This window comes from Sporosarcina sp. P18a (assembly GCF_002743135.1).
Classification (GTDB): domain Bacteria; phylum Bacillota; class Bacilli; order Bacillales_A; family Planococcaceae; genus Sporosarcina.
This window is the reverse complement of record NZ_PDYQ01000001.1, coordinates 128,636-151,618: the sequence shown is the minus strand read 5'-3', so window position 1 is coordinate 151,618 and position 22,983 is coordinate 128,636. Positions and strand designations below refer to the sequence as shown.

Annotated in this window: 22 protein-coding genes; 4 read left to right on the top strand and 18 right to left on the bottom strand. The window is 39.8% G+C overall.

The features are described 5' to 3' along the window. Positions 1-98 precede the first annotated feature (98 nt). From CSV75_RS00800 to CSV75_RS00770, 7 genes are all read right to left on the bottom strand, one after another. Positions 99-818 carry an NAD-dependent deacylase gene (locus tag CSV75_RS00800; RefSeq protein ID WP_099674353.1) on the bottom strand — a complete coding sequence of 240 codons (720 nt, stop codon included), beginning with the start codon at positions 816-818 and terminating at the stop codon, positions 99-101. Positions 819-944: 126 nt separating this feature from the next. Continuing rightward, positions 945-1,949, bottom strand: coding sequence for an aliphatic sulfonate ABC transporter substrate-binding protein (locus CSV75_RS00795; protein WP_099674352.1), 1,005 nt, complete (start codon positions 1,947-1,949; stop codon positions 945-947). Between the two features lie 27 nt (positions 1,950-1,976). Continuing rightward, on the bottom strand, positions 1,977-2,732 hold the full coding sequence (locus CSV75_RS00790; RefSeq protein ID WP_099674351.1) for an ABC transporter permease: 756 nt from the start codon (positions 2,730-2,732) through the stop codon (positions 1,977-1,979). Next, positions 2,665-3,507: an ABC transporter ATP-binding protein gene (locus tag CSV75_RS00785; protein WP_099636869.1), complete on the bottom strand. Its 843-nt coding sequence runs from the start codon at positions 3,505-3,507 to the stop codon at positions 2,665-2,667. The genes CSV75_RS00790 and CSV75_RS00785 overlap by 68 nt, the downstream gene beginning before the upstream one ends. A 247-nt stretch (positions 3,508-3,754) precedes the next feature. After that, entirely contained in the window at positions 3,755-4,681 is a 927-nt protein-coding gene (gene cysK / locus CSV75_RS00780) for a cysteine synthase A (protein ID WP_099674350.1), read from the bottom strand. A 42-nt stretch (positions 4,682-4,723) separates the two neighbouring features. Next, on the bottom strand, positions 4,724-5,935 hold the full coding sequence (locus tag CSV75_RS00775) for an MFS transporter (protein WP_099674349.1): 1,212 nt from the start codon (positions 5,933-5,935) through the stop codon (positions 4,724-4,726). 33 nt (positions 5,936-5,968) lie between these two features. Beyond that, positions 5,969-6,448 carry a PaaI family thioesterase gene (locus tag CSV75_RS00770; protein ID WP_099674348.1) on the bottom strand — a complete coding sequence of 160 codons (480 nt, stop codon included), beginning with the start codon at positions 6,446-6,448 and terminating at the stop codon, positions 5,969-5,971. Positions 6,449-6,615: 167 nt separating this feature from the next. Here CSV75_RS00770 and CSV75_RS00765 point away from each other — a divergent pair, with 167 nt between their 5' ends. Together CSV75_RS00765 and pepF are read left to right on the top strand one after the other, a co-directional pair. Next, positions 6,616-7,068: a hypothetical protein gene (locus tag CSV75_RS00765; RefSeq protein ID WP_099674347.1), complete on the top strand. Its 453-nt coding sequence runs from the start codon at positions 6,616-6,618 to the stop codon at positions 7,066-7,068. 80 nt (positions 7,069-7,148) lie between these two features. Then, a complete protein-coding gene (pepF, locus tag CSV75_RS00760; RefSeq protein WP_199171274.1) occupies positions 7,149-8,960 on the top strand; it encodes an oligoendopeptidase F in 1,812 nt (603 codons plus the stop codon). A gap of 53 nt (positions 8,961-9,013) precedes the next feature. Here pepF and CSV75_RS00755 read toward each other — a convergent pair whose 3' ends face one another. From CSV75_RS00755 to CSV75_RS00740, 4 genes are all read right to left on the bottom strand, one after another. Continuing rightward, positions 9,014-10,039, bottom strand: a complete 1,026-nt coding sequence (locus tag CSV75_RS00755; RefSeq protein WP_099672549.1) for an LLM class flavin-dependent oxidoreductase — start codon at positions 10,037-10,039, stop codon at positions 9,014-9,016. Beyond that, on the bottom strand, positions 10,036-10,395 hold the full coding sequence (locus CSV75_RS00750) for a winged helix-turn-helix transcriptional regulator (RefSeq protein ID WP_099674346.1): 360 nt from the start codon (positions 10,393-10,395) through the stop codon (positions 10,036-10,038). Before CSV75_RS00750 ends, CSV75_RS00755 begins: the two co-directional genes overlap by 4 nt. Positions 10,396-10,548: 153 nt before the next feature. Next, complete coding sequence (gene thiD, locus CSV75_RS00745; protein WP_099674345.1) at positions 10,549-11,376, bottom strand: bifunctional hydroxymethylpyrimidine kinase/phosphomethylpyrimidine kinase; 828 nt, start codon at positions 11,374-11,376, stop codon at positions 10,549-10,551. Positions 11,377-11,561: 185 nt separating this feature from the next. Beyond that, positions 11,562-12,908, bottom strand: a complete 1,347-nt coding sequence (locus CSV75_RS00740) for a dihydrolipoyl dehydrogenase family protein (protein WP_099674344.1) — start codon at positions 12,906-12,908, stop codon at positions 11,562-11,564. Between the two features lie 143 nt (positions 12,909-13,051). On the opposite strand from CSV75_RS00740, the gene CSV75_RS00735 reads away from it, so the two are divergent. Next, the gene (locus CSV75_RS00735; protein WP_099674343.1) at positions 13,052-13,567 is read left to right on the top strand and encodes a cupin domain-containing protein; all 516 of its coding nucleotides are present in this window, start codon (positions 13,052-13,054) and stop codon (positions 13,565-13,567) included. Between the two features lie 374 nt (positions 13,568-13,941). Here CSV75_RS00735 and CSV75_RS00730 read toward each other — a convergent pair whose 3' ends face one another. From CSV75_RS00730 to CSV75_RS00700, 7 genes are all read right to left on the bottom strand, one after another. Beyond that, the gene (locus CSV75_RS00730) at positions 13,942-14,322 is read right to left on the bottom strand and encodes a DUF3887 domain-containing protein (RefSeq protein WP_099674342.1); all 381 of its coding nucleotides are present in this window, start codon (positions 14,320-14,322) and stop codon (positions 13,942-13,944) included. After that, positions 14,258-14,914: a class I SAM-dependent methyltransferase gene (locus CSV75_RS00725; RefSeq protein WP_099674341.1), complete on the bottom strand. Its 657-nt coding sequence runs from the start codon at positions 14,912-14,914 to the stop codon at positions 14,258-14,260. Before CSV75_RS00725 ends, CSV75_RS00730 begins: the two co-directional genes overlap by 65 nt. Positions 14,915-15,181: 267 nt before the next feature. Beyond that, complete coding sequence (locus CSV75_RS00720; RefSeq protein ID WP_099631480.1) at positions 15,182-15,508, bottom strand: monothiol bacilliredoxin BrxC family protein; 327 nt, start codon at positions 15,506-15,508, stop codon at positions 15,182-15,184. 164 nt (positions 15,509-15,672) lie between these two features. After that, positions 15,673-15,894 (bottom strand): small, acid-soluble spore protein tlp, encoded by a 222-nt coding sequence (locus CSV75_RS00715; protein WP_099674340.1) that lies wholly within the window; start codon positions 15,892-15,894, stop codon positions 15,673-15,675. Between the two features lie 85 nt (positions 15,895-15,979). Continuing rightward, positions 15,980-17,992 carry an acyltransferase family protein gene (locus CSV75_RS00710; RefSeq protein ID WP_099674339.1) on the bottom strand — a complete coding sequence of 671 codons (2,013 nt, stop codon included), beginning with the start codon at positions 17,990-17,992 and terminating at the stop codon, positions 15,980-15,982. 239 nt (positions 17,993-18,231) lie between these two features. Next, complete coding sequence (locus tag CSV75_RS00705) at positions 18,232-21,411, bottom strand: hypothetical protein (protein WP_099674338.1); 3,180 nt, start codon at positions 21,409-21,411, stop codon at positions 18,232-18,234. 424 nt (positions 21,412-21,835) lie between these two features. Next, the gene (locus tag CSV75_RS00700; protein ID WP_099674337.1) at positions 21,836-22,363 is read right to left on the bottom strand and encodes a D-glycero-alpha-D-manno-heptose-1,7-bisphosphate 7-phosphatase; all 528 of its coding nucleotides are present in this window, start codon (positions 22,361-22,363) and stop codon (positions 21,836-21,838) included. Between the two features lie 94 nt (positions 22,364-22,457). Here CSV75_RS00700 and CSV75_RS00695 point away from each other — a divergent pair, with 94 nt between their 5' ends. After that, entirely contained in the window at positions 22,458-22,823 is a 366-nt protein-coding gene (locus CSV75_RS00695; RefSeq protein ID WP_144034754.1) for an MFS transporter, read from the top strand. Positions 22,824-22,983 lie beyond the last annotated feature (160 nt).

Here is a 22,983-nt window from a genome sequence, read left to right as displayed (position 1 = left end):
CCCCTCTTTTCATCTATAAAATAGAGACAAGAAGAACAGCGTAACAAAAGGGTGATATGAAAATCCTCCGTTTACTACGCTCATTCTTCTATCTCAAATTACTTACTATCCACTTTTTGATCCGCCTCATTCAATATTTCTCCGATTTTGCGTTCATTGATAACGAGATCGGCAAAGTGATCCATTTCTGTAGGCTCCATATTGATAATGACTAACTTCGCGCCTTGCTCTTTTGCAATCAGCGGAAATTGATTCGCAGGTGTAACGGTTAATGATGAACCTAAAACAATGAAGAGGTCTGCTTTCTCACTTTCAAATATCGCTTGAATAAATGCTTCTTCTGGCAGCATTTCTCCAAATAAGACAACAGATGGACGCAACTTACCGCCACAATCGCAGTAAAACTCCTCTTGTTCGTAGCGTTCGTTACCGTATACTTTTCCACACGTTTCACAATGGACATGACGAAGTGTCCCATGAAGTTCCATGACGTTTTTTGACCCCGCCATCGTATGGAAACCATCGACATTTTGCGTAATAATTCCATCGATCAAGCCATTTTTTTCCCACTTAGCTAAAATATCATGTCCTTTATGCGGTCCTGTTTCTTTTGCTGCTATGACACGTTGTTTATAAAACTGAAAAAACTGTTCTACTTGTTGATTGAGAGCAGTTACGCTCGCCACTTTAGCAGGATCTTCTGTTTCCCACATGCCCGTTTTAGCAGAACGAAAATCTGGTAGTCCGCTTTCTGTCGACATTCCTGCTCCAGTATAGACAATGGTACGTTTTGATTCGTTCAATAAATCTGCCAGCACTGTCTTCATCCTTTCAACTAGCGAAATTATGTTCTACCTACATTCTAGCATATCTTGTTTTATTGCTACTTATCAAACGATACGAAAATAGAAAAACGAGCATCCACAATGGATACTCGCTTAGTATTAGTTTGCTGTAATTTTTTTAATGGCATCTAGATCAATCAATCCATCGATTTCATTTGTTTTGATATAATCTGCTTCTTGACTGATATCAGCCATCTCTTGCAATACGTCCTCATTTACATCTGTTGTAACTTCGATTCGTGTGAAGGCTGCTTCCAATTCATCACTGGCTATTTCTTTACCAGTCAGATCTTTGATATGCTTCACTACTAGTTCTTGTGCTTTTTCTGGCTCATCACGAATGAATTGAACTGCTTTGGCATGGGCTGTCAAATAAGCAGTCGATAGTTTTTCGTTTTTCAAAAACGCATCGCTTGTTGCTACAACTGTGTTCGTAGATTCTTTACCCCAAGCAAAGTCTTCCCAGTCAAGAATCAGTTTACCATTCGCCTGATTTTGTAAAATATATCCCCACGGTTCTTGTGTTGCTGCGCCGTCAACTGAATCTTGAATGAATAATGTTGCTGTATCCGCTGGTGCAGATGCGAAAAACTCAACTGTTCCTCCGTTAGATTTTGCTTTTAGGTCCACGTCTTTCAACGCTTTACGTAACATTACATCTTGCGTACTGCCGATTACAGGAATTGCAATTATCTTACCGTCAAGATCACCTAATTCATTAATTCCACTTTTACCGTTGGCTACCAATACCGCGCCGCCATTTACTGCTCCAGAAACAATATGATACTTTGGATCTTTTACATAATAGTTGATTACAGGTCCAGGTCCTACTGTTCCGATGTCTATCGAATTAGAAGCCATTGCTTCCATGAATAACCCACCGTTACTAACTGTCTTCGTCGTAATCTTAATGTCTTCACCGAACTCTTCCGCGAAATAATTATTTTCTAGTCCAACGATTGTTGCGATATGTGTTAAGTTCGGGAAGTATCCAATCTTTACTTCTTTTTTATCCGCGCTGTCTACCTCCGTTTTCCCACATCCTGACAAAATTCCCGCAATTGCTAATACTGAAAGCAATACACCCAATAGTTTCTTATTCATATAATGATCCCCTTTTCTTAGAGCGTGTCACGCCCGTATTCCCCATTTTCTTTCAACACTGCGTTCCAAACGCAAAAATAATACATTATCCATAATAGTTCCAATAACACCGATGATAATCATGACAGAAATAACTAAATCCATTTGACCGAGTGCGCGTCCTGATTCTAGTAGTTGACCGAGACCGACGCCGGCACCTAGTAATTCCCCTGCCATGAGTGCACGCCATGAGAATGCCCACGCGATGCGTAATCCAGAAATTAATTGTGGTACGGACGCTGGCAAGATCACACTCCGCAAAAAGTGAAAACCGCTAGATCCTAGTGACTTGGCAACACGCTGATATAATACCGGTACGTTTTTAAAGCCGCTTGTTGCGTTAACGATCATCGTCCAAGTAGCCCCTAATGTAACGATAAATAAAATAGCAAAATCATTGAGACCGAACCAGATGATCGCAAGTGGAAACCAGACAATACTTGGAATAGACTGTAAAGCTGTCACTAGAAAACCAAGTGTGTCTTCCACTATTTTGTATCGCCAAATCAAATAACCAAGCACCAGTCCAAGTACAGAAGCAATCGTGAATCCAATTAACAATCTGCTAAGGCTTGCACCAATTGCAATGAGGATTTGACCGGAGATGAGTCCAGAAATCAAAGTCGACATAACTTGTGTGAAACTCGGAAACATAAAATCGGGTAAATCCGATAGCCTAGATGTGACTTCCCATATCGCCACTAGTATCCCGAGAAACACTATTCGTCTTAAAGCTGTAGTCATCGCCCATCTCCTCCTTCAACACTTTCTCTATTTCTTCTTGAAGTTCAGCCAAAATCTGCTTTTCGAGTTGCAACGTCACGTCATTTGGCATGACGCCATCTTTTGTATCATTGGATTTGAAGGTCGCTTTAATTTTCCCAGGACGTGTCGCAAACACGACAATCTTTTGTGAAAGTAATACCGCTTCACGAATATTATGTGTAATGAAGAGAACGGTTACTTTCGTTTTTCTCCAAATATCCAATAACTCTTTATGAAGTACCATGCGCGTTTGTTCATCCAATGCCGCGAATGGTTCATCCATTAATAGGATATCCGGCTCCATTACAAGCGCACGCGCGATGGATACGCGTTGCTTCATTCCCCCTGATAATTCATGCGGATAGGAATTAATGTAATTCCCCAAGTGGACCATTTTCAACATTTCAATCGCTTTTTGTTCCGCTTCTTTCTTCGACATCTTCTTTAAAAGTAAACCGTATGTAACGTTATCGAGTACTGTCAGCCAGGGGAACAACCCCGCTTCTTGGAAAACGACCACTCGATCTGAACCCGACCCTTTTACTTCTTTTCCGTTAATACTAATTTTCCCTTGCTCAGCTTTTTCAAGTCCCGCAATCAAATACAACATAGTGGACTTTCCGCAACCTGACGGACCTACTATAGAAACAAACTGTCCTTTTTCTATTTCAAGGTTGATGTGATCTAGTACTTTGACCGTTCCCTTTTCTTTGTGGGGAAAGCTCTTTTCAATGCCTTCAATTTTCAAATACATGTTGATTCCCCCTCATAAATATTTTTGTGTCATTCCGTTTTTTAATTCCTACTAACTTTATATGTTTTGTATATATATAATCTACCATTTACGTAGGTTTTGTCAATAGGATTTCTAATTATTTTTTCAATCTATTTAAAAACATGTGATTAAATGCTATAGGTAATAGCTTTCTATCATTTTTATTCCGAAATTCTACGCTAAAAAACCTCTACCCGACGTGGGAAGAGGTTTTTGCTTGTGGGTATTATTGAAATAAATCACTCGATAAATATCTTTCACCAGAATCGGGTGCAATACAAACGACTGTATCTTCAGGAGTTAAACGTTTCGCCACTTGCAATGCTGCATACAGTGATGCACCACCTGACGGCCCGAGCAAAACTCCTTCTTGTCTTGCGAATTGTCTGACGGTAGTATATGCGTCGTCATCTTCAATTCGGAAAATCTCATCGTATACATCGGTATTTAATACAGTTGGAATAAATCCAGGACTGGTACCTACCAGTTTATGTTTGCCTGGTTTGCCACCTGATAATACCGGTGACCCTGCAGGTTCAACCACGTGCACTGTAATAGCCGGGTCATGCTCTTTTAATGATTCACCTGTACCTGTTACCGTACCACCTGTTCCTGAAGTACAGACAAATGCTGTTAATTTACGATTGATGGATTGAATGGCTTCTATAATTTCTACAGCCGTCGTATGGCGATGACTATCAGGGTTCGCTTCATTTTCAAACTGCATCGGAATAAAACTATTTTCGATGGACTCCGAAATTTCATTCGCTTTAGAGATCGCACCTGGCATACGTTCTGAGCTAGGTGTCAATACAACCTCCGCTCCATAGGCTTTCATTAAGTTAATACGCTCAATCGTAGAGTTATCTGGCATAACAAAAATGGCTGGGTATCCTTTTGCTGCAGCATTCATGGCCAAGCCAATTCCCGTGTTTCCTGACGTCGGCTCAATAATCGTGGCACCGGGTTTTAGTACCCCCGTTTTCTCGGCTTCTACAAGCATTTGATAAGCCGCGCGATCTTTTACACTACGGCTTGGATTGAAATACTCCAATTTCACATACACCTCAGCGCCAGTAGTTTCACCGAGCGTTCGTACTTTTACAAGCGGAGTCTCTCCGATTAATTCCGCCATATTATTGACTATTTTCATTCTGTACACCTTCTCTTCATGATGATAACACTAATAATCTGATTATGTAGCTGATGTAATCTTTTGATCACTAGGTAAAGCTAATCCGACTAGACCAATGAACGGCAAGAATGACGTGATGATCATCGTTTGATAAATACCGATCGAGTCGATAAGTGTTCCAATGGCAACTGCACCGATTGCCCCCATTCCGAACGCTAATCCTACTGTTAGTCCCGCCATGGTACCAATTTTGGAAGGTACGAGTTCTTGGGCATAGATTACCGTGACGGAAAAACTAAGCATAATAAAGAATCCGATCGCTAATAATAATAAAATGATTCCAGGCACGGGTGCATACGGCAGCAACAAACTAAGTGGTAAAGGCACAATAAGCGATAAGACGATCACTTTTTTTCGTCCTATTCTGTCAGCCATGGGTCCACCGAAAAATGTCCCGACAGCACCCAGGGCCAAGAATAAGAAAATGTACAACTGGCCATGCTGAATCGTCATGCCATAGTATTCTATCAAATAGAAAATATAGAAGCTCGTAATATTCGTCACATAGAATGAACGCGCAAATATAATAATCATTAATAAAGTCAGCGCGAGGGTGATTTGTCTTTTTGACAAACTTTCCAATGTCGTTAATAATACTTTCTTCCGCGTACCTAAACGCTCTTCATTCAGCTGTTTCTTATACCAGATCGAGATTCGAGTTAGTAAAGCAATCCCAGCAGCAGCTACTAATACAAAAACAGCTGCTCCTATTTGGCCGAGAGGAACGAGGACGAAAGCGCTGATCAAAGGTGCGAGTGCTTGTCCCGAGTTACCTCCTACTTGATAGATAGACTGTGAAAGTCCACGCTTGTCTCCTGCCGCCAAAAATGACACGCGAGAACCTTCAGGGTGAAAAATGGCTGATCCCAATCCTAGCAGCATAACAGATACAATGATCAGCCAATAGCTTGGTGCTAATGCTAGCCCCACCATTCCAATTAAAGAACATGTCATGCCAATCGGCAACGCAAACGGCTTGGGTTTGCGATCACTTAGATATCCTACAACTGGTTGAAGTAGAGAAGCTACAATATTTAGAGCAAAAACAATATACCCTAATTGTTTATAACTAAATTGATATTCTTTTTCCAGAATCGGCAACATAGCTGGAATCACTGCCTGTAGCGTGTCGTTAAATAAATGACAGACCGCAATCGCAATCATGATGGGAAATACCGGATTCGCTACGGCGGTTTGTGAAGATTTACTCATACTTTCTGTTCACACCTCATCTAGTTGTCTATTTTACTTGGTGAATGTAGTAGGCATTACAACTCCAATCACTTCCCCAGAAGCGCATAATTCATCTTCAGCGTAAATTTCTATAGCTACTTTCCACTTCTTCGGATGAATTTCCGTAACGTTTCCAATCGCTTTCAATACTTTTCCTTGAGGAGTCGGTTTACTGTAGGTAATCTGCAAGGAAGCTGTCACAAAACGCGGCGGTACAGTCCCGTCACTAGGTTCATGACCGTTCTTTCGATGTAGGGCAAGTGCACAAGATCCTGTGCCGTGGCAATCCATAAATGAAGCAAGAAATCCACCATACACAAATCCCGGAATTGCCGTATATTTTTCAGGTGGTAATGAATACGTAACGGTTTGCTCTCCTTCCCAACCAGTTCGGAAATGGTTCCCTTCCTCGTTGAGCCGTCCGCAACCATAACACCATGAAAAGTCATCCGCATAATTATCCTGAATAGCATGTGTCACATATTCTTTCATATTGATCGCCTCCCTTTCAGATGAATACCCTCTATTATACATTCTGAATATTAAAATATCGACCTAAAACAAAATATCGTTTAGAGTATGGACAGTTATATGCGTATCTTCTTGATTACATTCATATACTAGTGAGAAACGATACTTTATGGAAGGAGGGGGATCGTATGAAGATACGTGGAGTTATCTTGGCATTATTAGTGGCTGGAGGATTTTATGTCATGATTCAGTCAATCGACGAAGCTGCCTCCCATCCCTTTGAGCGATTGCAAGAACAACAACTGAACGGTTTATCTCCCTATTCATTCATTACTTTTCGGCAACCTGGTCTGCAAAACCAGCAAGCCGTTACGTGGCGAGTAGATCAAGGTGAAGAAGTTGACCGCCTACTTCAATTTCTCCAAACATATGATTATGAGCGGATGGATCCGGATACATTACAATTGTTTGATGACCAACCGCTCTTCACAATCGATTTACACGATGAAGAAGGAAATCGTATGACGATATTGATTGAGGAAGGGATATTAATCCACAATGACCGTCTGTATTATAAGGTTGTCAATGGCCCCTTACAGGTTGATTGGCTAACGGAATTTATACTTTCCAATAAACCATAATTTTGTACTGTGAACATTCATTGTATTATACTGTTATTTAATTCGAAAACCGAATAATCGATTTGAAGGAGAGATTCACATTGGTGAAAAGCTTACCTAAACGTGCACAAGTTAACGAACAAGAAACCTGGAATTTACAAACCTTATTTGAAAATGAACAGGACTACGAGAACGCAGTAAAAGATACTGAAACGGAAGCGATTGCTTTTCTGAAAAACTATAAAGGTACGATCATAGATTCAACTTCAGCTATTCAAGCGTTGGATGCCTATCGTAGCTTACAAGAGAAACTGGTCAAGATCGCTAGTTATGCTGAGCTGACGGCAAGTGTTGATTTAACAAATGATGCTGCCCAAATGAGAGAGAGCAGATTTGGTTCAATCGCTGCCAAAATCGGTAGTCAAACTTCTTTCATGATGAGTGAATTGACTGCGCTTTCCGAGGAGACTTTACAACAAGCAAGTAAACAGTCTCGGGAGTATGCAACTGTATTCGATAAAATCATTCGGGAAAAACCGCATCAATTACATCCTGAAGTGGAGAAGACACTCGCTGCATTCTCTGCTTCTTTCCAAGCACCCTATTCGATGTATAATACAACGAAAATGGCAGATATCGACTTCCCTGACTTCATTACAGATGGAAAAACCTATCCACTGAGCTATGTTTCATTTGAAGGTAAATGGGAGTCTGAACCAAAAACATCGGTAAGACGTGCAGCGTTTCAAACATTCAGCGATACGTTGCGTAAATATCAACACACAACAGCCAAAACATATGACATGCATGTACAAATGGAGAAAACGATCTCTGACTTACGTGGGTATGACTCCGTTATTGACTATTTATTGATGGAACAAGATGTAGATCGTTCTATGTACAATCGCCAAATCGATGTGATTATGGAAGAACTCGCACCACATATGCGAAAGTACGCAAAACTTCTTCAGAAAATATATAGTCTCGACGAAATAACGTTTGCGGACTTAAAAATGCCAATCGATCCGTTATATGAGCCTTCCATTACAGTGGAGGAGTCGAAGAAATATATGAATGATGCGCTTGCTGTTATGGGCGATCACTATCTTGACATGGTGAACCGTGCCTATTCGGAACGCTGGATTGATTTTGCTCAAAATGAAGGTAAATCAACAGGTGCATTTTGTGCAAGTCCTTATGGTCAAGGCTCATTTATCTTGATTTCTTGGACAGGTAGCATGGAAGATGTCTTTGTCTTAGCGCATGAATTAGGTCATGCCGGACATTTCAACTATGCCCATGAGGCGCAAAATCTGTTCAATTCGGAATCGTCACTGTACTTCATTGAAGCGCCTTCTACGATGAATGAGATGCTGATGGCCAATCACTTATTGAAAAATTCCGCTGACCCTAAATTTAAGCGTTGGGTACTATCTTCCATCGTCGCACGAACGTATTACCATAACTTCGTGACGCATTTACTTGAAGCAGAGTTCCAGCGCAAAGTGTACGAACGAGTAGATGCAGGTGGCCATGTCAATGCGACTATTTTAAACGATTTGAAGCGCGGTGTACTCGAAGAATTCTGGGGCGATAGCGTGAAGATGAATGATGGCGCAGAATTGACATGGATGCGTCAACCACACTATTACATGGGCTTATATCCATACACATATAGTGCTGGATTAACCATTTCTACTGAAATGGCAAAACGCGTATTGAACGAAGGAAAACCAGCCGTTGAAGATTGGCTCAATACTCTTCGTGCAGGTGGTTCAAAAAAACCAGCCGATCTCGCGAAAATGGCAGGAATCGATATCACAACAGACAAACCGTTGCGCGATACGATCTCCTATATCGGTGAGTTAATCGATGAAATTGAAAGACTGACTGAAGAGATTGACACACAGTAAGAACAAAAAACATCCGCCAAGCAGTTTTTCCTGCAAGGCGGATGCTTTTTCTTTTACTTCATTATTTCACTTAGGATTTCATATGAACGAAGTCGCTCTTCATGATTAAAGATTCCTGAACTGATGATCAGCTCATCTGCTTTCGTCATTTCCACGAACTCTTCTAGCTCCCGTTTCACGGTTTCCGGACTTCCAATGATGACAGACGGTGCTTGGCTTTGCTGTGCAACCGCTTCTTGCTCAAATGGTGACCATGCCGCATGAATATCTTCAATTGGAGGAGTAAATTGCGTCATCTTACCTTGTCGGATATTTAGAAACTGCTGCTGCATGGATGTAGCCAAGTATTGTGCCTTTTCATCCGTATCCGCTGCAATTAAATTAACTCCCATCATTACATAGGGCTTCTGAAGATCTTTCGACGGTCGGAAATTTTGATGATAAATTTGCAGAGCCTGCATCATAAACTGCGGTGCAAAGTGACTGGCGAACGAAAACGGTAAGCCGAGTTCCGCAGATAACTGCGCACTAAAGCCGCTTGAACCAAGCAACCAAATCGGAACGTCCTGTCCTGCTCCAGGAAATGCTCGAACACGATCAGTCGGATTGCCCGCAAAATACATACGTAATTCTTCTAGTTGTTGTGGGAAATCTTCTCCACCGCTTTGTAATGTCCGGCGAAGTGCATACGCTGTCGCCTGGTCACTTCCAGGTGCACGGCCTAGCCCTAAGTCAATACGACCTGGATACATAGCATCGAGTGTACCGAACTGTTCCGCAATAACTAGCGGTGCGTGGTTTGGCAACATGACACCGCCAGAGCCCACTCGAATATCTTTCGTCATCTGCGCTACATGTCCTATGATAATAGAAGTAGCGGAACTCGCAACACCAGGCATATTATGATGCTCCGCCAGCCAGTAGCGATTGAATCCCCAATCCTCTGCATGCTGTGCAAGATCTACACTATTCTTAAATGACTGTCCTGCATGACTTCCTTCATTGATCATTGCTAAGTCTAATATCGATAACGGAATTCCGCTAAAATGTTTTGCCTGTTCTCTTATCAATGCATTCACTCCTCATAACAACAACCATTTTTCTTTACCCACTCAAAAATGGCCTGAATAATGTCTTCCAATTCTTTCCCTTTCGGCGTAAGTTCGTACTCGACTTTTCTGATCTTTGGATCGGACTGATTTTTAATGACCAAGCCATGTGCTTCTAAATCACGCAATCTCTCCGTTAAAAGACGATCTGATATCCCTTCGATCTCCGTCGATAATTCAAAGAACCTCTTCGGTCCGTCTAATAAATGATAAATAATAATTCCCATCCAACGCTTACCGATAAACTCGATCGTGTTGTGGAAACTATCGCAACTTTTTTGACCTTTAGGATTTACCGACTGAACAAACTCTTCATTTTTCTTCATTAGCAAAACCCCAATCCTGTACTCCTTTCACTTTATCATACCTAGGTTTGACAAACAAGCTTACTAATAGTAACCTCGTTATGAACTTACTATTAGTAAGTGACGCGCAAAAAGATATCTTAGAAATGTTACTCCTTCTAAGACATCCTTTTTTCATACTTGCTCAATAGTTACTTTACAGCTCACTTCATCGTACTTACCATACGCCGCGTGATAGATTGGCCCCACACCTTGTTTGAAGGTCAATGAACGTCGAATGCCTGCTGTGATGAACTTCTTCGCTTCCACTACGGCATTTTGTACCGTTTGTCCTTTTGCCAAGCCTGCCGCGATAGCAGCAGAGTAACTACAACCCGCACCATTCGTATTCACCGTGTCCATTCTGGGAGCTTCAAGTAGATAAAACTGTTCACCGTCATACAGCACATCTACTGCCGGCCCTTCCAATCTTCCACCTTTCACTAATACGAACTTCGGTCCAAATTCAAACAAACGACGTGCAGCTTCCTTTAAATCCACTACAGATCTCAAGTCCATACCGCCCAATAAGTAAGATGCTTCAGGCATATTCGGCGTAATGACTGTCGCAAGAGGAATCAATTGCTTTTGCATCGCCTCCATTGCATTGTCTTTCAATAACGCAGAGCCCATCTTTCCGATCATCACGGGATCTACTACAATATTTTGAACGTCAGACTGCTGAATCCATTTCGTTACATTGACAATAATTTCTTTTGTAAACAACATGCCAGTCTTCATTGCATCGATACCGATATCTTCATCTATCGTCACTAATTGCGCTTCAATCGCTTCCCAAGATTGAGGGAATATACCTTGTCCAGTACGTGGATTTCTTGCAACAATCGCTGTGACCGCTGTGGTGCCAAAAACATCAAATTCCTGGAATGTTTTCAAATCTGCTTGGATTCCTGCTCCTCCACGTGCAGCGGAACCAGCGATAGTTAATGCTCGCTTGATCATCGTCTCTTTTCCTCCTATTTACTATGTACTTCATCGGATTATTTACACTATAACAGCCTCATTCTTCAGGATAACGTAGCGAGGTTTGAAGAGTCAATTTCATAGTAGTGTACAGAATACTCTCCTTTTTACTAGTAACTAAAAACCCTCTATCCACTTACAGGATAGAGAGTTGCAATGATTTTTTACACCATATAAGAAATATCGGAAGCTATCGTTGGATACGCGAATGGCATTTTCTTTAATTCTATAAGAGGAATTTGGAATCGAATAGCCATCGCAAATAGATTAATCAGTTCATCGGCTCCACCACCCAAGAAATGAGCACCAAGTACGACGTCTTTCTCTTGGTCGATAATTACTTTAAATGCCGCGGCCCCTTCATTTGTCTGTTTATATGTGAACCACTCGGTGATATCTTGTGATTTTACATATATTTTTAAACCGGAGTTTTTTGCCTCTTGTTCGCTCATTCCAACGGATGATAATTTAGGAACGGTGTATACAACAGATGGAATGACTGGATAATCTGCCGTTTTATTATTCCCTTTTAGAAGATTGGAAGCGACAACATGTGATTCAGTTGTGGCGACGGGTGTCAATGGAGGTACGTCACTTGAAGCGACATCTCCGGCTGCATATACATGTGGATTACTTACGCTTTGCATGTATTCATTGACACATACGCCTTGCTTATCACGCTGTACATTTCCTTTTTCTAAATCAATATCCAATGCCGGTGTGCGTCCTGCCCCATGTACAACGAGATCCGCTTTCCATTCTACTTGGCGATCCTCTTGTTCCCCTTTGACCACAAATGAATGGCCACATTTTTCAATTCCATTTACTGGCGTGTTCAAATGCACATGAACACCCATTTCTTCTGTACGTTTAATCAGCATTTTCACTAAATCTTGATCAAATTTCTTTAGGGCGTTTTCACTTCTATGCAAAATATGCACTTCTGAGCCTGCCCTCGCGGCAAGATGCGCAAATTCGAATGAAATAAATCCGCCACCTATAAAGACAATCTTTTTTGGTAGTGACTCCAATTCCATGAAGTCATCACTCTGCGTCAAATATTCTTCACCTTCGATACCCATTTTTATAGGTTCTGCACCTGAAGCAATTAAAATATATTTCCCTTTCAATACTTCCGAGCAGACCTTCAATTCGTTTTCACTTTGGAAGACTGCCTTGCCATGATAAATATCAATTCCTAATTTCTCAAATTTCTCTTCGGTATCTTCAGGTATCGACTGAGTAAATGTGCGTTTGAATTCCATTAATGTAGGCCAATCGATTTTGCTGTCTCCTTCAATCCCTTTTCCTTGCATCCGTTCATTCCAATCAATCAGTTCAGCAGCCTCTACCAATACTTTCTTCGGATCGCACCCCCGTTGAGAACATGTCCCACCCAATGGTCGATCATCGATAATTGCGACGCTCCAGCCTTCTTTCCTACATTTTGTTGCTGTAATGGAACCTGCACTGCCTGTTCCAATCACAAGCAAATCATATTCTTTGACCATACTTTATCTCCTCCACCTATTCTTGCTCATTCTATAATCAATTACCCCTTATTGACCTTTATCACACTTGGAAACCAGTATACAATTCAATTCACGTTACGTTCCTACGTACATACTATATAACAGCAAACAGGAAAGGTCGGATGAAAATGATTTCAAATAATCCCCATTACGCAGCGGATTTGAATATTAGTCCCTTTTTTAAGAAAAATGAAAAGAACTTTATTAATATTCTAAGCAGCAAGCAACTAAACACATTGGATGATTTGTCGATGTTGGATATCTTCCTCAGTAAAGATCACATCATTGAACCTCATTATCATCCAAATGCTTCCGAGCTGACCTACTGCGTTTCAGGCTCTGCTACTATTTCTATTATGAATATTGACACGAAAATTTTTCAACATTATATGATTACAGCAGGTCAAGTCGTTAATATTCCTCAAGGATGGTGGCATTACCAAATTGCACATACCGATGATACACATCTGCAAGGTATATTTAACGCAAATACTCCAGAGGTCGTCTTAGGTTCCGATATTCTGACTGCTACACCAACTGACGTTTTTGCCTACTCTTATGGATTAGATGAACAACAATGGGCAACCGCTGTGAAGGATATTTCACCTACGCAATTAATAGGCCCACCAACAGAATAAGCATTTACAAAAAGCGACGGTAGCATTCCGTCGCCTATCCCTTCATCATTCCACTGGTTCTTTCCAAGTAGACATACATTCCGAAACATTCATCACTTTGTACCTTTTTTCATACAAAACCCGCATCTTTTGTTGCTTTTTTAACTGATCCGTATAAGAAAGTAATGCAGAGCTTTCTCATTTTCTAGCTCATCAATCTCCATCTCTTTTAACCAGTCAATCATTAGACGTTTTAAGTTATTCTATGCATATTGCAAAGCTTATTAATAAATATCAATAGAATTCATATTTTACTCCCTTCATCCTTTGCACCATGAAAGAGAAAAACCCTAACTAGAAGTGACCCACTTCCGTTAGAGCTTCGATTATTGTACTTATTTCACGAAAAATCCTGCGACTCGTTGCTGTTCATCCAATGTAATAGTGTATACTCTATTGTCCTCTATGTATTTCGCAGCAATTGTTGCAACAAAGTATTGCTCTTTTTTGGTAACAGACTCTTTTTCAAAACTGACGAATTCGCCGGATTCCTTTACAATATCGGCTACTTCTTGTAATTGCTCTACAGATAACGCATCTTTCATCGTTGCATCAAACATTGTACGCATTTCATCAAATTTCTCTTCGTTGAATAGCGTAATCGCCTCTTTCGATTTCTTAATATACTCTTTAGCAGCAGATTCGTCGACCTTATTTTTCCCGCATGCAGCGAGTAGGAAAACCGTTGCCAAGGCTAGTATAATTAGTTTTTTCATGCTCTAACTTCCTTCCGTTGATAGATAAAAACAAGCCTCCATAGAGTGGTTCAATCTCTTCTACACATATACCTGAATTGATGATAAGTGAAAGAGTGTTTCGGTTTAATTGGCAACCATCGCAAACCTTTTCCCATATCGGATTTATTAGATCTTGTGCTTTAGCAAAGCCCGGCTGCTCGAGTTTGACGTGTTCGAAAAATAATAGAGTCGCATTCGGCTTGCTAACACGTTGAATTTCTTTTAATGCGCGTAGTGGATTAGGTATTGTACAAAATACTAAAGTCGAGATTACCGTGTCAAATGTATGATCGGCAAATGGTAATGATTCTGCACTTGCCTCATATAAAGTAATGGGAACATGTGCATTCCGTCCTCTTCTCGTAGCTCTGCGACTCATCTCCGGATTCGGTTCGATTGCTGTTACATGTTTTGCCTGCCGATAATATGGAAAATTGATACCAGTACCTGAGCCGATCTCTAATACATTTCCTTGTGCATTACGGATTAATTCTGTTCGAACCTTTTTAAATCGAGTTACTTCTAGAGGCTTCATGGCTATGTCATATATTCTCGGGAACACATTTCCCATTTTAGAAACTCCCTTTACTATTTTCTATTACTAACTGTTCAATTACAGTAATCTGAATACCTGACTATATAGCAGTCCTATATATCACAGGTATGTTCATCATACAGCTAGCACTCGGTATGTCGATGTTCTTGTTCAAATTTGTGTGTGGGGTGGCGGCAGTGCATTTGTGATTTCCATTCTACTATTTATCGTCCATGTATGTAAAAATGTCCATGCACCTTTCCATATGCCCTAGGAAAGACTCATCCAAAATTCTTCCGTATCTCAGACATACTCTTGTATTGCATCCAATACTATCTGTTCTTTGATTTGATAATGAGTGGCTTGCCAAATAGCTCGCTGATCTTTTAAAATCAATAGTTGTGGAATTTCGTGAGGAACACCTAGATCTGATTCAATAGCCGTTGAAAGCTTTTTACTCACCTGTGTAATAACGATGTAAATAGGCAATTCCGTACGAAGTCCATCCAATTCTTTTTTAGCTGCCAAACTACTAATAGATGTCATGCTCGATTTAAACAACAGAAATGGTTGCTCGTCTGACTTTTCAAGTAATTCCCGCCACTCGTCGATCTTTTTTATTCGTTTCATTTTATATTCTCTCCTTGTATACAAAAACCTTGAAATATATTAGATCCTTCTATTCTATACAGCGTACTGAACTGATTCCTCTTTTTTGCTTATATATCCCTCATTCAACAGCAAAAACCCTCACTTCTATAAGTGAGGGCCAACCTTTTTTCGTAGCAAGTTATTTATAAATAACCATTGATTCGTGACTTGTCTTCTTCAATCATTTCTTCTTTTAAATCCTCGATACTTTCTGCCCTACGTTCATTTTTCTTCTTAATCTGTTCGAACTCCTTGCCCTCCGCAAACTTCATCGCATCTTCTGCTGCCTCCATATTACTGATTGTCTTCTTCAGTCGTACTTTGTTATCAGCAGAATCATTCGGTTTCGGATAGTTTTTCGCCATCATATACACTCCTTTTTGAAGTTTTCTTTCTATATGATAGCTTTCCCGTATCTAAATGAACTATACAACGTTCAAGTCAAACCAATCACTCATCATTGCGTATGTTTTTACCTAAGCTATCAAATGCTTGCTGCAACGGTACTTTTAATGCGGGTGCTAACGTTTTTGCATATTGTGCAGTAATATGGTTATCATCCCGATAGACAATGATATTCCCGATAACAGGATAACAAGTTGTCTCATCACAAAATGAGTCTGTTAAGTCTGCAAAAAACACATTCGACGGAATTCCTTCTGTCACTTTCCACGGAGTTTCCTTTGCAATAGCTTGATCTCTTGGTACTGAACAGTCCAATGGATCCTCTGACTGTTCAAGGCAGACTGGAATAATTTCTAGCATACGTGGATTATCCCGTATCGCAAAAATGGTAGTAATGCCTTCAAGCTTTTTCCACTGATTAATAAATCCTCGAGGTACTTTTGGATGTTTATTCACTGTCGCTGTTGTGAAAACCAAATCAGGTGGATCTTCTAGTAACGTATCAATTAAATTGCTATTCCATGGAATACAAGCTTCCGTTAAGTTCCCCTTAGGATCTTCGTCAGTAAATCGGCAACCATCATGACTATATAAATCGATTTTAAAATTCATTTCTTCCGCCAATTCTATTAAAGCCGGGAACCAATGACCTGAATGCGAACCACCAACGAGCGCTAACGTGAAATCAAAGTCCTTCAATACACCATAAGAACATTTTCTAACTTCAGTTAGGTTTGCTGACTGGCATTCCAAATCATTGTAAAATGCCGGAAGATCTGTTTTGATTTCTGAAGGTGCTGGGATCAGGTCTGTATAAGAGACGGTTTTCATATCATACTCTTCTGATTGAGCACCAGGGTACTCTTGTTCATCGACAATATTCGAACTAGCGGTTGCCACTTCAATATAAGCCGAAATAGAAAATATTGAACTACAGGCAAGTACGAACATAGCAGACAATACGACGATTAGTTTTCCTTTCTTATAATTTCGATCTATTTTTTGAACAGGTTTTTCTAATAATTTGGTAGAAATTATGGACAACACAAAGGTCGCCATCAATAGTAAAATCCCATCTTCTATAGGCACGGTTTCTGTTTCCATATAAGATCGATAGAAAATCAGCAACGGCCAATGCCATAAATACACACCATATGTAAGACTACCGAGATAGATCAGAGGCTTTGTCGCTAAAAATCGATTGACACCATATATCGTTATACTTTCAGAGGCGATTAATATAAGTACTACTCCGCTAATAGGAATCAAAGCCAAATATCCAGGAAACACAGTAGATACTGGGAACAAAAATCCAGTAAATCCAATAATCGCAAGGCCTAGCCACCCTAAAATCACACTCCATCTTTTATTGAAAAACAGGTATGGCGATAGTAAAGCAAAAATTCCACCGATACTAAATTCCCATATCCTCGTGAATGTATTGAAGTATGCAAAAGGCTGGTTGACATGTGTTTGATAGACGGAAAAAGCAAGTGAACCTATACATACTATGATAAGCGAACCGAGTAAGGTCTTATATACAGGTGTTTTCAAAAGCTTTCGTGCAATATAATAAATAGATGCTAGCAAAATAGGCCAGATGAGATAAAATTGACCTTGCACACTGAGTGACCAAAAATGTTGAAACGGACTAGGTAAATTATCTTGCGCCAAATAGTCGATAGAATCTAATGCTAACCGCCAGTTTTCAAAATAAAACGTGGAAGCTATCATATGCCTGATAATTTCTCCCCATTCGAACTTCGGCAAAAGAATCACTGCAAAAATTCCTGTGAATATTAACACTACTGTAGCTTGAGGTAATAGCCTTCTCGTTAAACTCAGAAAATATTCGACAAAATTCACTGATCCCGTTCGTTCTATTCGCGTGATGATGGATAACGTCATCAAATAGCCTGAAATAACGAAGAACACATCGATTCCACCAGACACCCTACCAAACCATATATGATAAATGGCGATCAATAACGTTGCGACCGTTCGTACCCCTTCTATTTCGGGTCTAAATCTTTTAGTAGGTAACTTTAGATCCGACATAACTTCCTCCATTAATATGCTGTTTTAATTTTAAATGCATTCCATACTATATCATAAAACTATGGAAACGTTCATTTATTTTCAGTTCATATTATGTAATTTTGATAAGTAATAAAGTAGGTGTTTTAAATATTTCAATTAAAAATACTTACATCTTCCTGGTAATCAAATTTCACTATACGAAAAAGAACAGAAGTCCACATATGGACTTCTGTTCTTTCTTTATATGAATCTTTCCATCACTTCGCTTTAAATGCATCTTGCAAATAATAATAAGATTTCTTCAATCGTTCTTCATACATCGGAACTTGCCAATTATCCCATGTATAACTTTTCATTGAATCCAACTTCATGTCATGAAGCGCAGGAAATGACTCTAGTACTTTGCCATCTTTTGATGTTAATACCGCTCCAATAAATAGTTCCTCAATGTGAATGCTTGTTTTGGTACCATCCGCCAACAGATTCTCGATAAACTCTTTTGTACTTGGATCTTTTGCCTGTAACAACATCCATGGAATACGTAGCTCCAGCATGCCATCACGCATATGATAATCTGCTAACGAGTCATAATCAGTCGCATCGGGATCTCCATTTCCTTCCCGAAGTTTTCCGGTTTCATAGGAACTGAATGGAATCGTGCGTTTTTCATTTGCGACAAAATATTCTTTATTTAACGCATACTGCATAGGAATGAATTGATTCGTTCGATTTTTCATTTCTTTTTTCGGATTATATCCTACATCTTTACCGTAGTCATGGTGGAACAGATCATAATGAGGATCAATCAACATTCGTGATTTGGCACCGTTAATTTTAGCAATGAACTCTAGTCCATTAGTAAATTGTATACCCTCTATTCTACTAGCGCGTGTATTTCCACGTCCTGGTATCGTGTCAAAGAGAATATTTACGACGTCAGTTGCACCTATTTTGGATTCATCATAATCTATCCGAATGTACAAAAAGGTTTCGTCATGATCTACATACATTTTCTCAAGCGTACCTTGCTTGTTCTTGTACATCGGTTCTCCTGTCCATTCCTCTTCATATCCCGCAACTTTTATTTTTAATGGATCAAAGCTAAGCAGACCGAATTTTTGTTCATTTGTCTGTGTGTTAGACCAGTAAGGACGACGATCTGGATTATCATATTCTGCTGTGTTCCACGTTCGTTTAAACCATTCATCTTGCCATGAAAATACTAGTCCACCCATTAAATTCTCATGCAATATATCTTCATATAAATGCATCAATATTTCACCTTGTTGGTCTTCCGATATAAAACCTTGGTTCCAACCAAATGGATTTTCATGTGCTTTTCCTCTCGAGGCAGGAATCCCAAATTCTGAAATCAGAATCGGTATTCGATGTGCTTCATGTAAATCTTTTAAATAGCCAGCGTAGTTATTCTTCTGACCTCTGAAATCAATAAACTCACGATACTTTTTCTCGTAATTCAAAAAATCCGGATAATATGGATATACATGATAGGATGCAAATTGACCCGCCTTCTCCATCTCGCCTTTCGTGTAGAGTAGATTTGGATTAACGGATACCATATCTTCCTGACTAGATGAATCAGACGGATGTGTCAACAAATCCGTTGTCACCCAGTTGACAAAGCTCATCGGTCGAATTTGCTGGTAGTTACTCACCTCATGCGAGACGAGGATATCCATTTGCTCCGCCAGCCAATATTCGAATGCTGCAGCACCTTTTGTTTCAAAATACTTTCCATTATATTCTCCTAAGTCAGGATATAACTTATTCGTGTTTTCTACCATGAATGGGTACCATTCGATTCCAATCATCCATGCTGTGACCCATTGGGAAATATCTGCATCATACACACCTGATGCATGACCAGGACGTGGTGGTACAGTAGCATTTCCGTGAATGACATCGACAAGTTGAATCATTTCTTTTTGGAAATCTTTCAAATTCTCTTTTTCAAAAGCATCCAATGACTCTTCCAGTTTTTCTTCATTAATCCATACACCATGCATGACATATATAGGTGTATCGTGTACATCGTTATACGCTTTTAATGCGTGATAAAAGTCAGGTGGATGAAGCGTGTAGACGCGTATAGTATTGGCGTTCATCTCGCCAATAGCTTCGAACCATCTGTAATATTCTTCTTCTGTGATGGCAGCTTCTCCAGGAAATGCTCCCGGTTTCCCCATTCCAACATTTACACCTTTCACACTCATCGGAGTCCATTTTCCTTCTGAAAGAACCTCCAAATACTTTCCATTCATTCGTGATGTCATCTGTACTCCGTCATGCTTCGATTCTTTAACATCCTTTGCCTCCACCTGACCGAACTTAGCTAGGACCCCTTGCATCATAGGTACATAAGCTGACCAGAAGAATGTTTTCTCAGGGGATCTTTGAATCGTTGCATAGACTTTTGCTATTCCTTTTACTTGATATATAGAAGGGAAATTTTCCACACTGCTGAAATCGCCAGAAAAATACATGCTCTCCGAAACACCGGATGTGTGACGAATCACTGCATCGAATTGAGTAGGGATTCCTTTTTCATCTAACAGCTTTTTTCCTTTTCCGGTAAGATTCCACTCATACACCGCTAATGATTCACCTTGCTCCGCTGTAACGATATCGAACCAGGAATGAAAACGATGCGAACCTGTGACGTTTAATCGCTCCGTACCGATGTCCGTAAATGTGAGCTGAATACCTTCGTTTGAAAATTCTTCACTTTTTTTCAATGCAAGAACTTCCCCTGTAGTATTATTCATTAACAGAAAACCAGGCCCACTATATGTCCACCCTGCTAATTGTTCGGAAAGAATGCTTTGCAACTCTGCATTTTTTTGTGGATCAAGTTCTTCCATATAACGACCTTGCCAACCAGAAAACTTTAATCCCATTCGATCTTCAACACGTGTACGTACTTTTTCTGAAGTGGGGGCAGAAAACGAATTATACTCCGCTATAAACAACGAAGGCTTTTTTGAATTAAGTCTTTTCACTATTCGTTGCCATTCTATTTCTTGTAGTCCGCCATGATCATCCTCGTAGGCTGCAAGCACAGGATCTTTCGTTTCTACTGTACGTTCATCGATACTGTCTGTGTTTGCCAAGTAAATGATATCTTTTTCCATATAATCTTGTGGTAGTGGATTTAACTCAGAAATACCCTTTCCTTGTACTACTGTGAATCCGCCATAATAGTCACGCGCTGGATCAAATGGTTTGTTATGCGAAGCCTTTACTTTTACATAATTCAATACCCAACTAACCCCAAGATGCTTTGTATGTAAATTTTCCACTGCTGATTTATCTATAATAGCTACTTTCATCGGTTGATTATCTTTCAAAAACCATAATCCTACAGGTACAATGAGTAAAAATACTATAATCATCACAAATACTACTAACCTTTTCATACGCAGCTCCCGTCCACTAGTACACATGTATTCTATTGTCTCTAAAGTAGTTTTAATAAATTATTCACTTTGTACAAAAACAAGAGTAATTAGAACCACTTTTTTATCATTTCCAACAATTATAGCATATTGTAATACTTTATCACTAGCACTTTTCAATAGAGTGATCATAACAAATGCTTGAACGCTGACGCAGAATTTATCTATGCTGATCTGTGAAGAAGGCAATGATGCAAGAAAATGAAGTGCCCCAAATGTCTATATCTTTGGGGCATTTACTACCAGTATCAGGAGTTAGGGCAATCGAAGTCAGTTGGATCTTGAAGTGATTGGGTAGATTATACTAGGATTCATCACTCTACCAATTGACTGAATAAACATGTGAAGCGGAATCTACTAGTGATGAAGTATCCCCCTTTACTTTTCACTTTTCCATATCGTCGATGATCCAAGGAACCGCATGAAGCAGATCGGGATATACTGCATCGGCTAGTGGATCTGTTGTGCCTAGGAAGACGGTTTTAGTACCTGCTCTCTTTCCCGCAATAATGTCTGTATCTGTATCGCCTATCATATATGACGCGGACAAGTTTACGTCATATTTCATAGCGAGATTTTCTATTAGTTTACTGTGCGGCTTTCGGCAATCACAACCAGACTTCGGCTTATGAGGACAATAAGCGACTTCGTTAACTACCCCACCTTCCTTTGCGAGCTCTGCTATCATATGATCATGAATGGATTTCAATGTAGATTCTTTCATGTAACCAAGACCGACACCGCCTTGATTTGTTACAACAAATATATAATCAAACCATTGATTCAATTGTTTAATCGCCTCTGCTACTCCCGGCAAAAAATATAATTGGCTAGGTTCATTCACAAATTTCACTCGATTCGTTAACACTTCATTAATCACACCATCTCGATCTAGAAATACAGCTTTTTTCATGTTGGCCTTCCCCCTTAAGAAATGGTCGTATTACCTTCATATTGTCCCCATTACATGTTTTTAAACGTAGTGTGACTGGCTCCATGCAAATATTTTGATTTCATTAATTGTCGGAGCAGTTTCACTTACATATTTAGCTATATTGAACACCGTAAGAATGTTGATCATTGCGATGATTATGATGCCTTCCACTACACTAGGTCTCAATCAGCTACCGAATCATTTGATTTCTCATGGTACAGCAATGAATAATACATTCCGACAAATTTCAGGATCTCTCGGAACTGCCGCACTTGTTACAGTCACGATCACATCCGATCTAGATAACGGAACAGCTGCAGGACAAATTCATGGGGTTAACACGGCTTTCCTTGTTTCAGGTTGTATATCTATTGTTGGTCTACTATTGGCACTTCTGATTAAGAATCCACAACAACAGAATAGGAAAGCATCAGAATAATTATATGAAAAGGATGTCTCAAGAAGTGATATTGCTTCTCGAAACATCCTTTTACATAGTTCTAGATCTAGATTACAACTTGAATACCTGCGTTTTTTATCTAAATGAATGTATAGCCGACTAGACATTTTGTAAAGTTTATTATACCTCTGTACTAGAC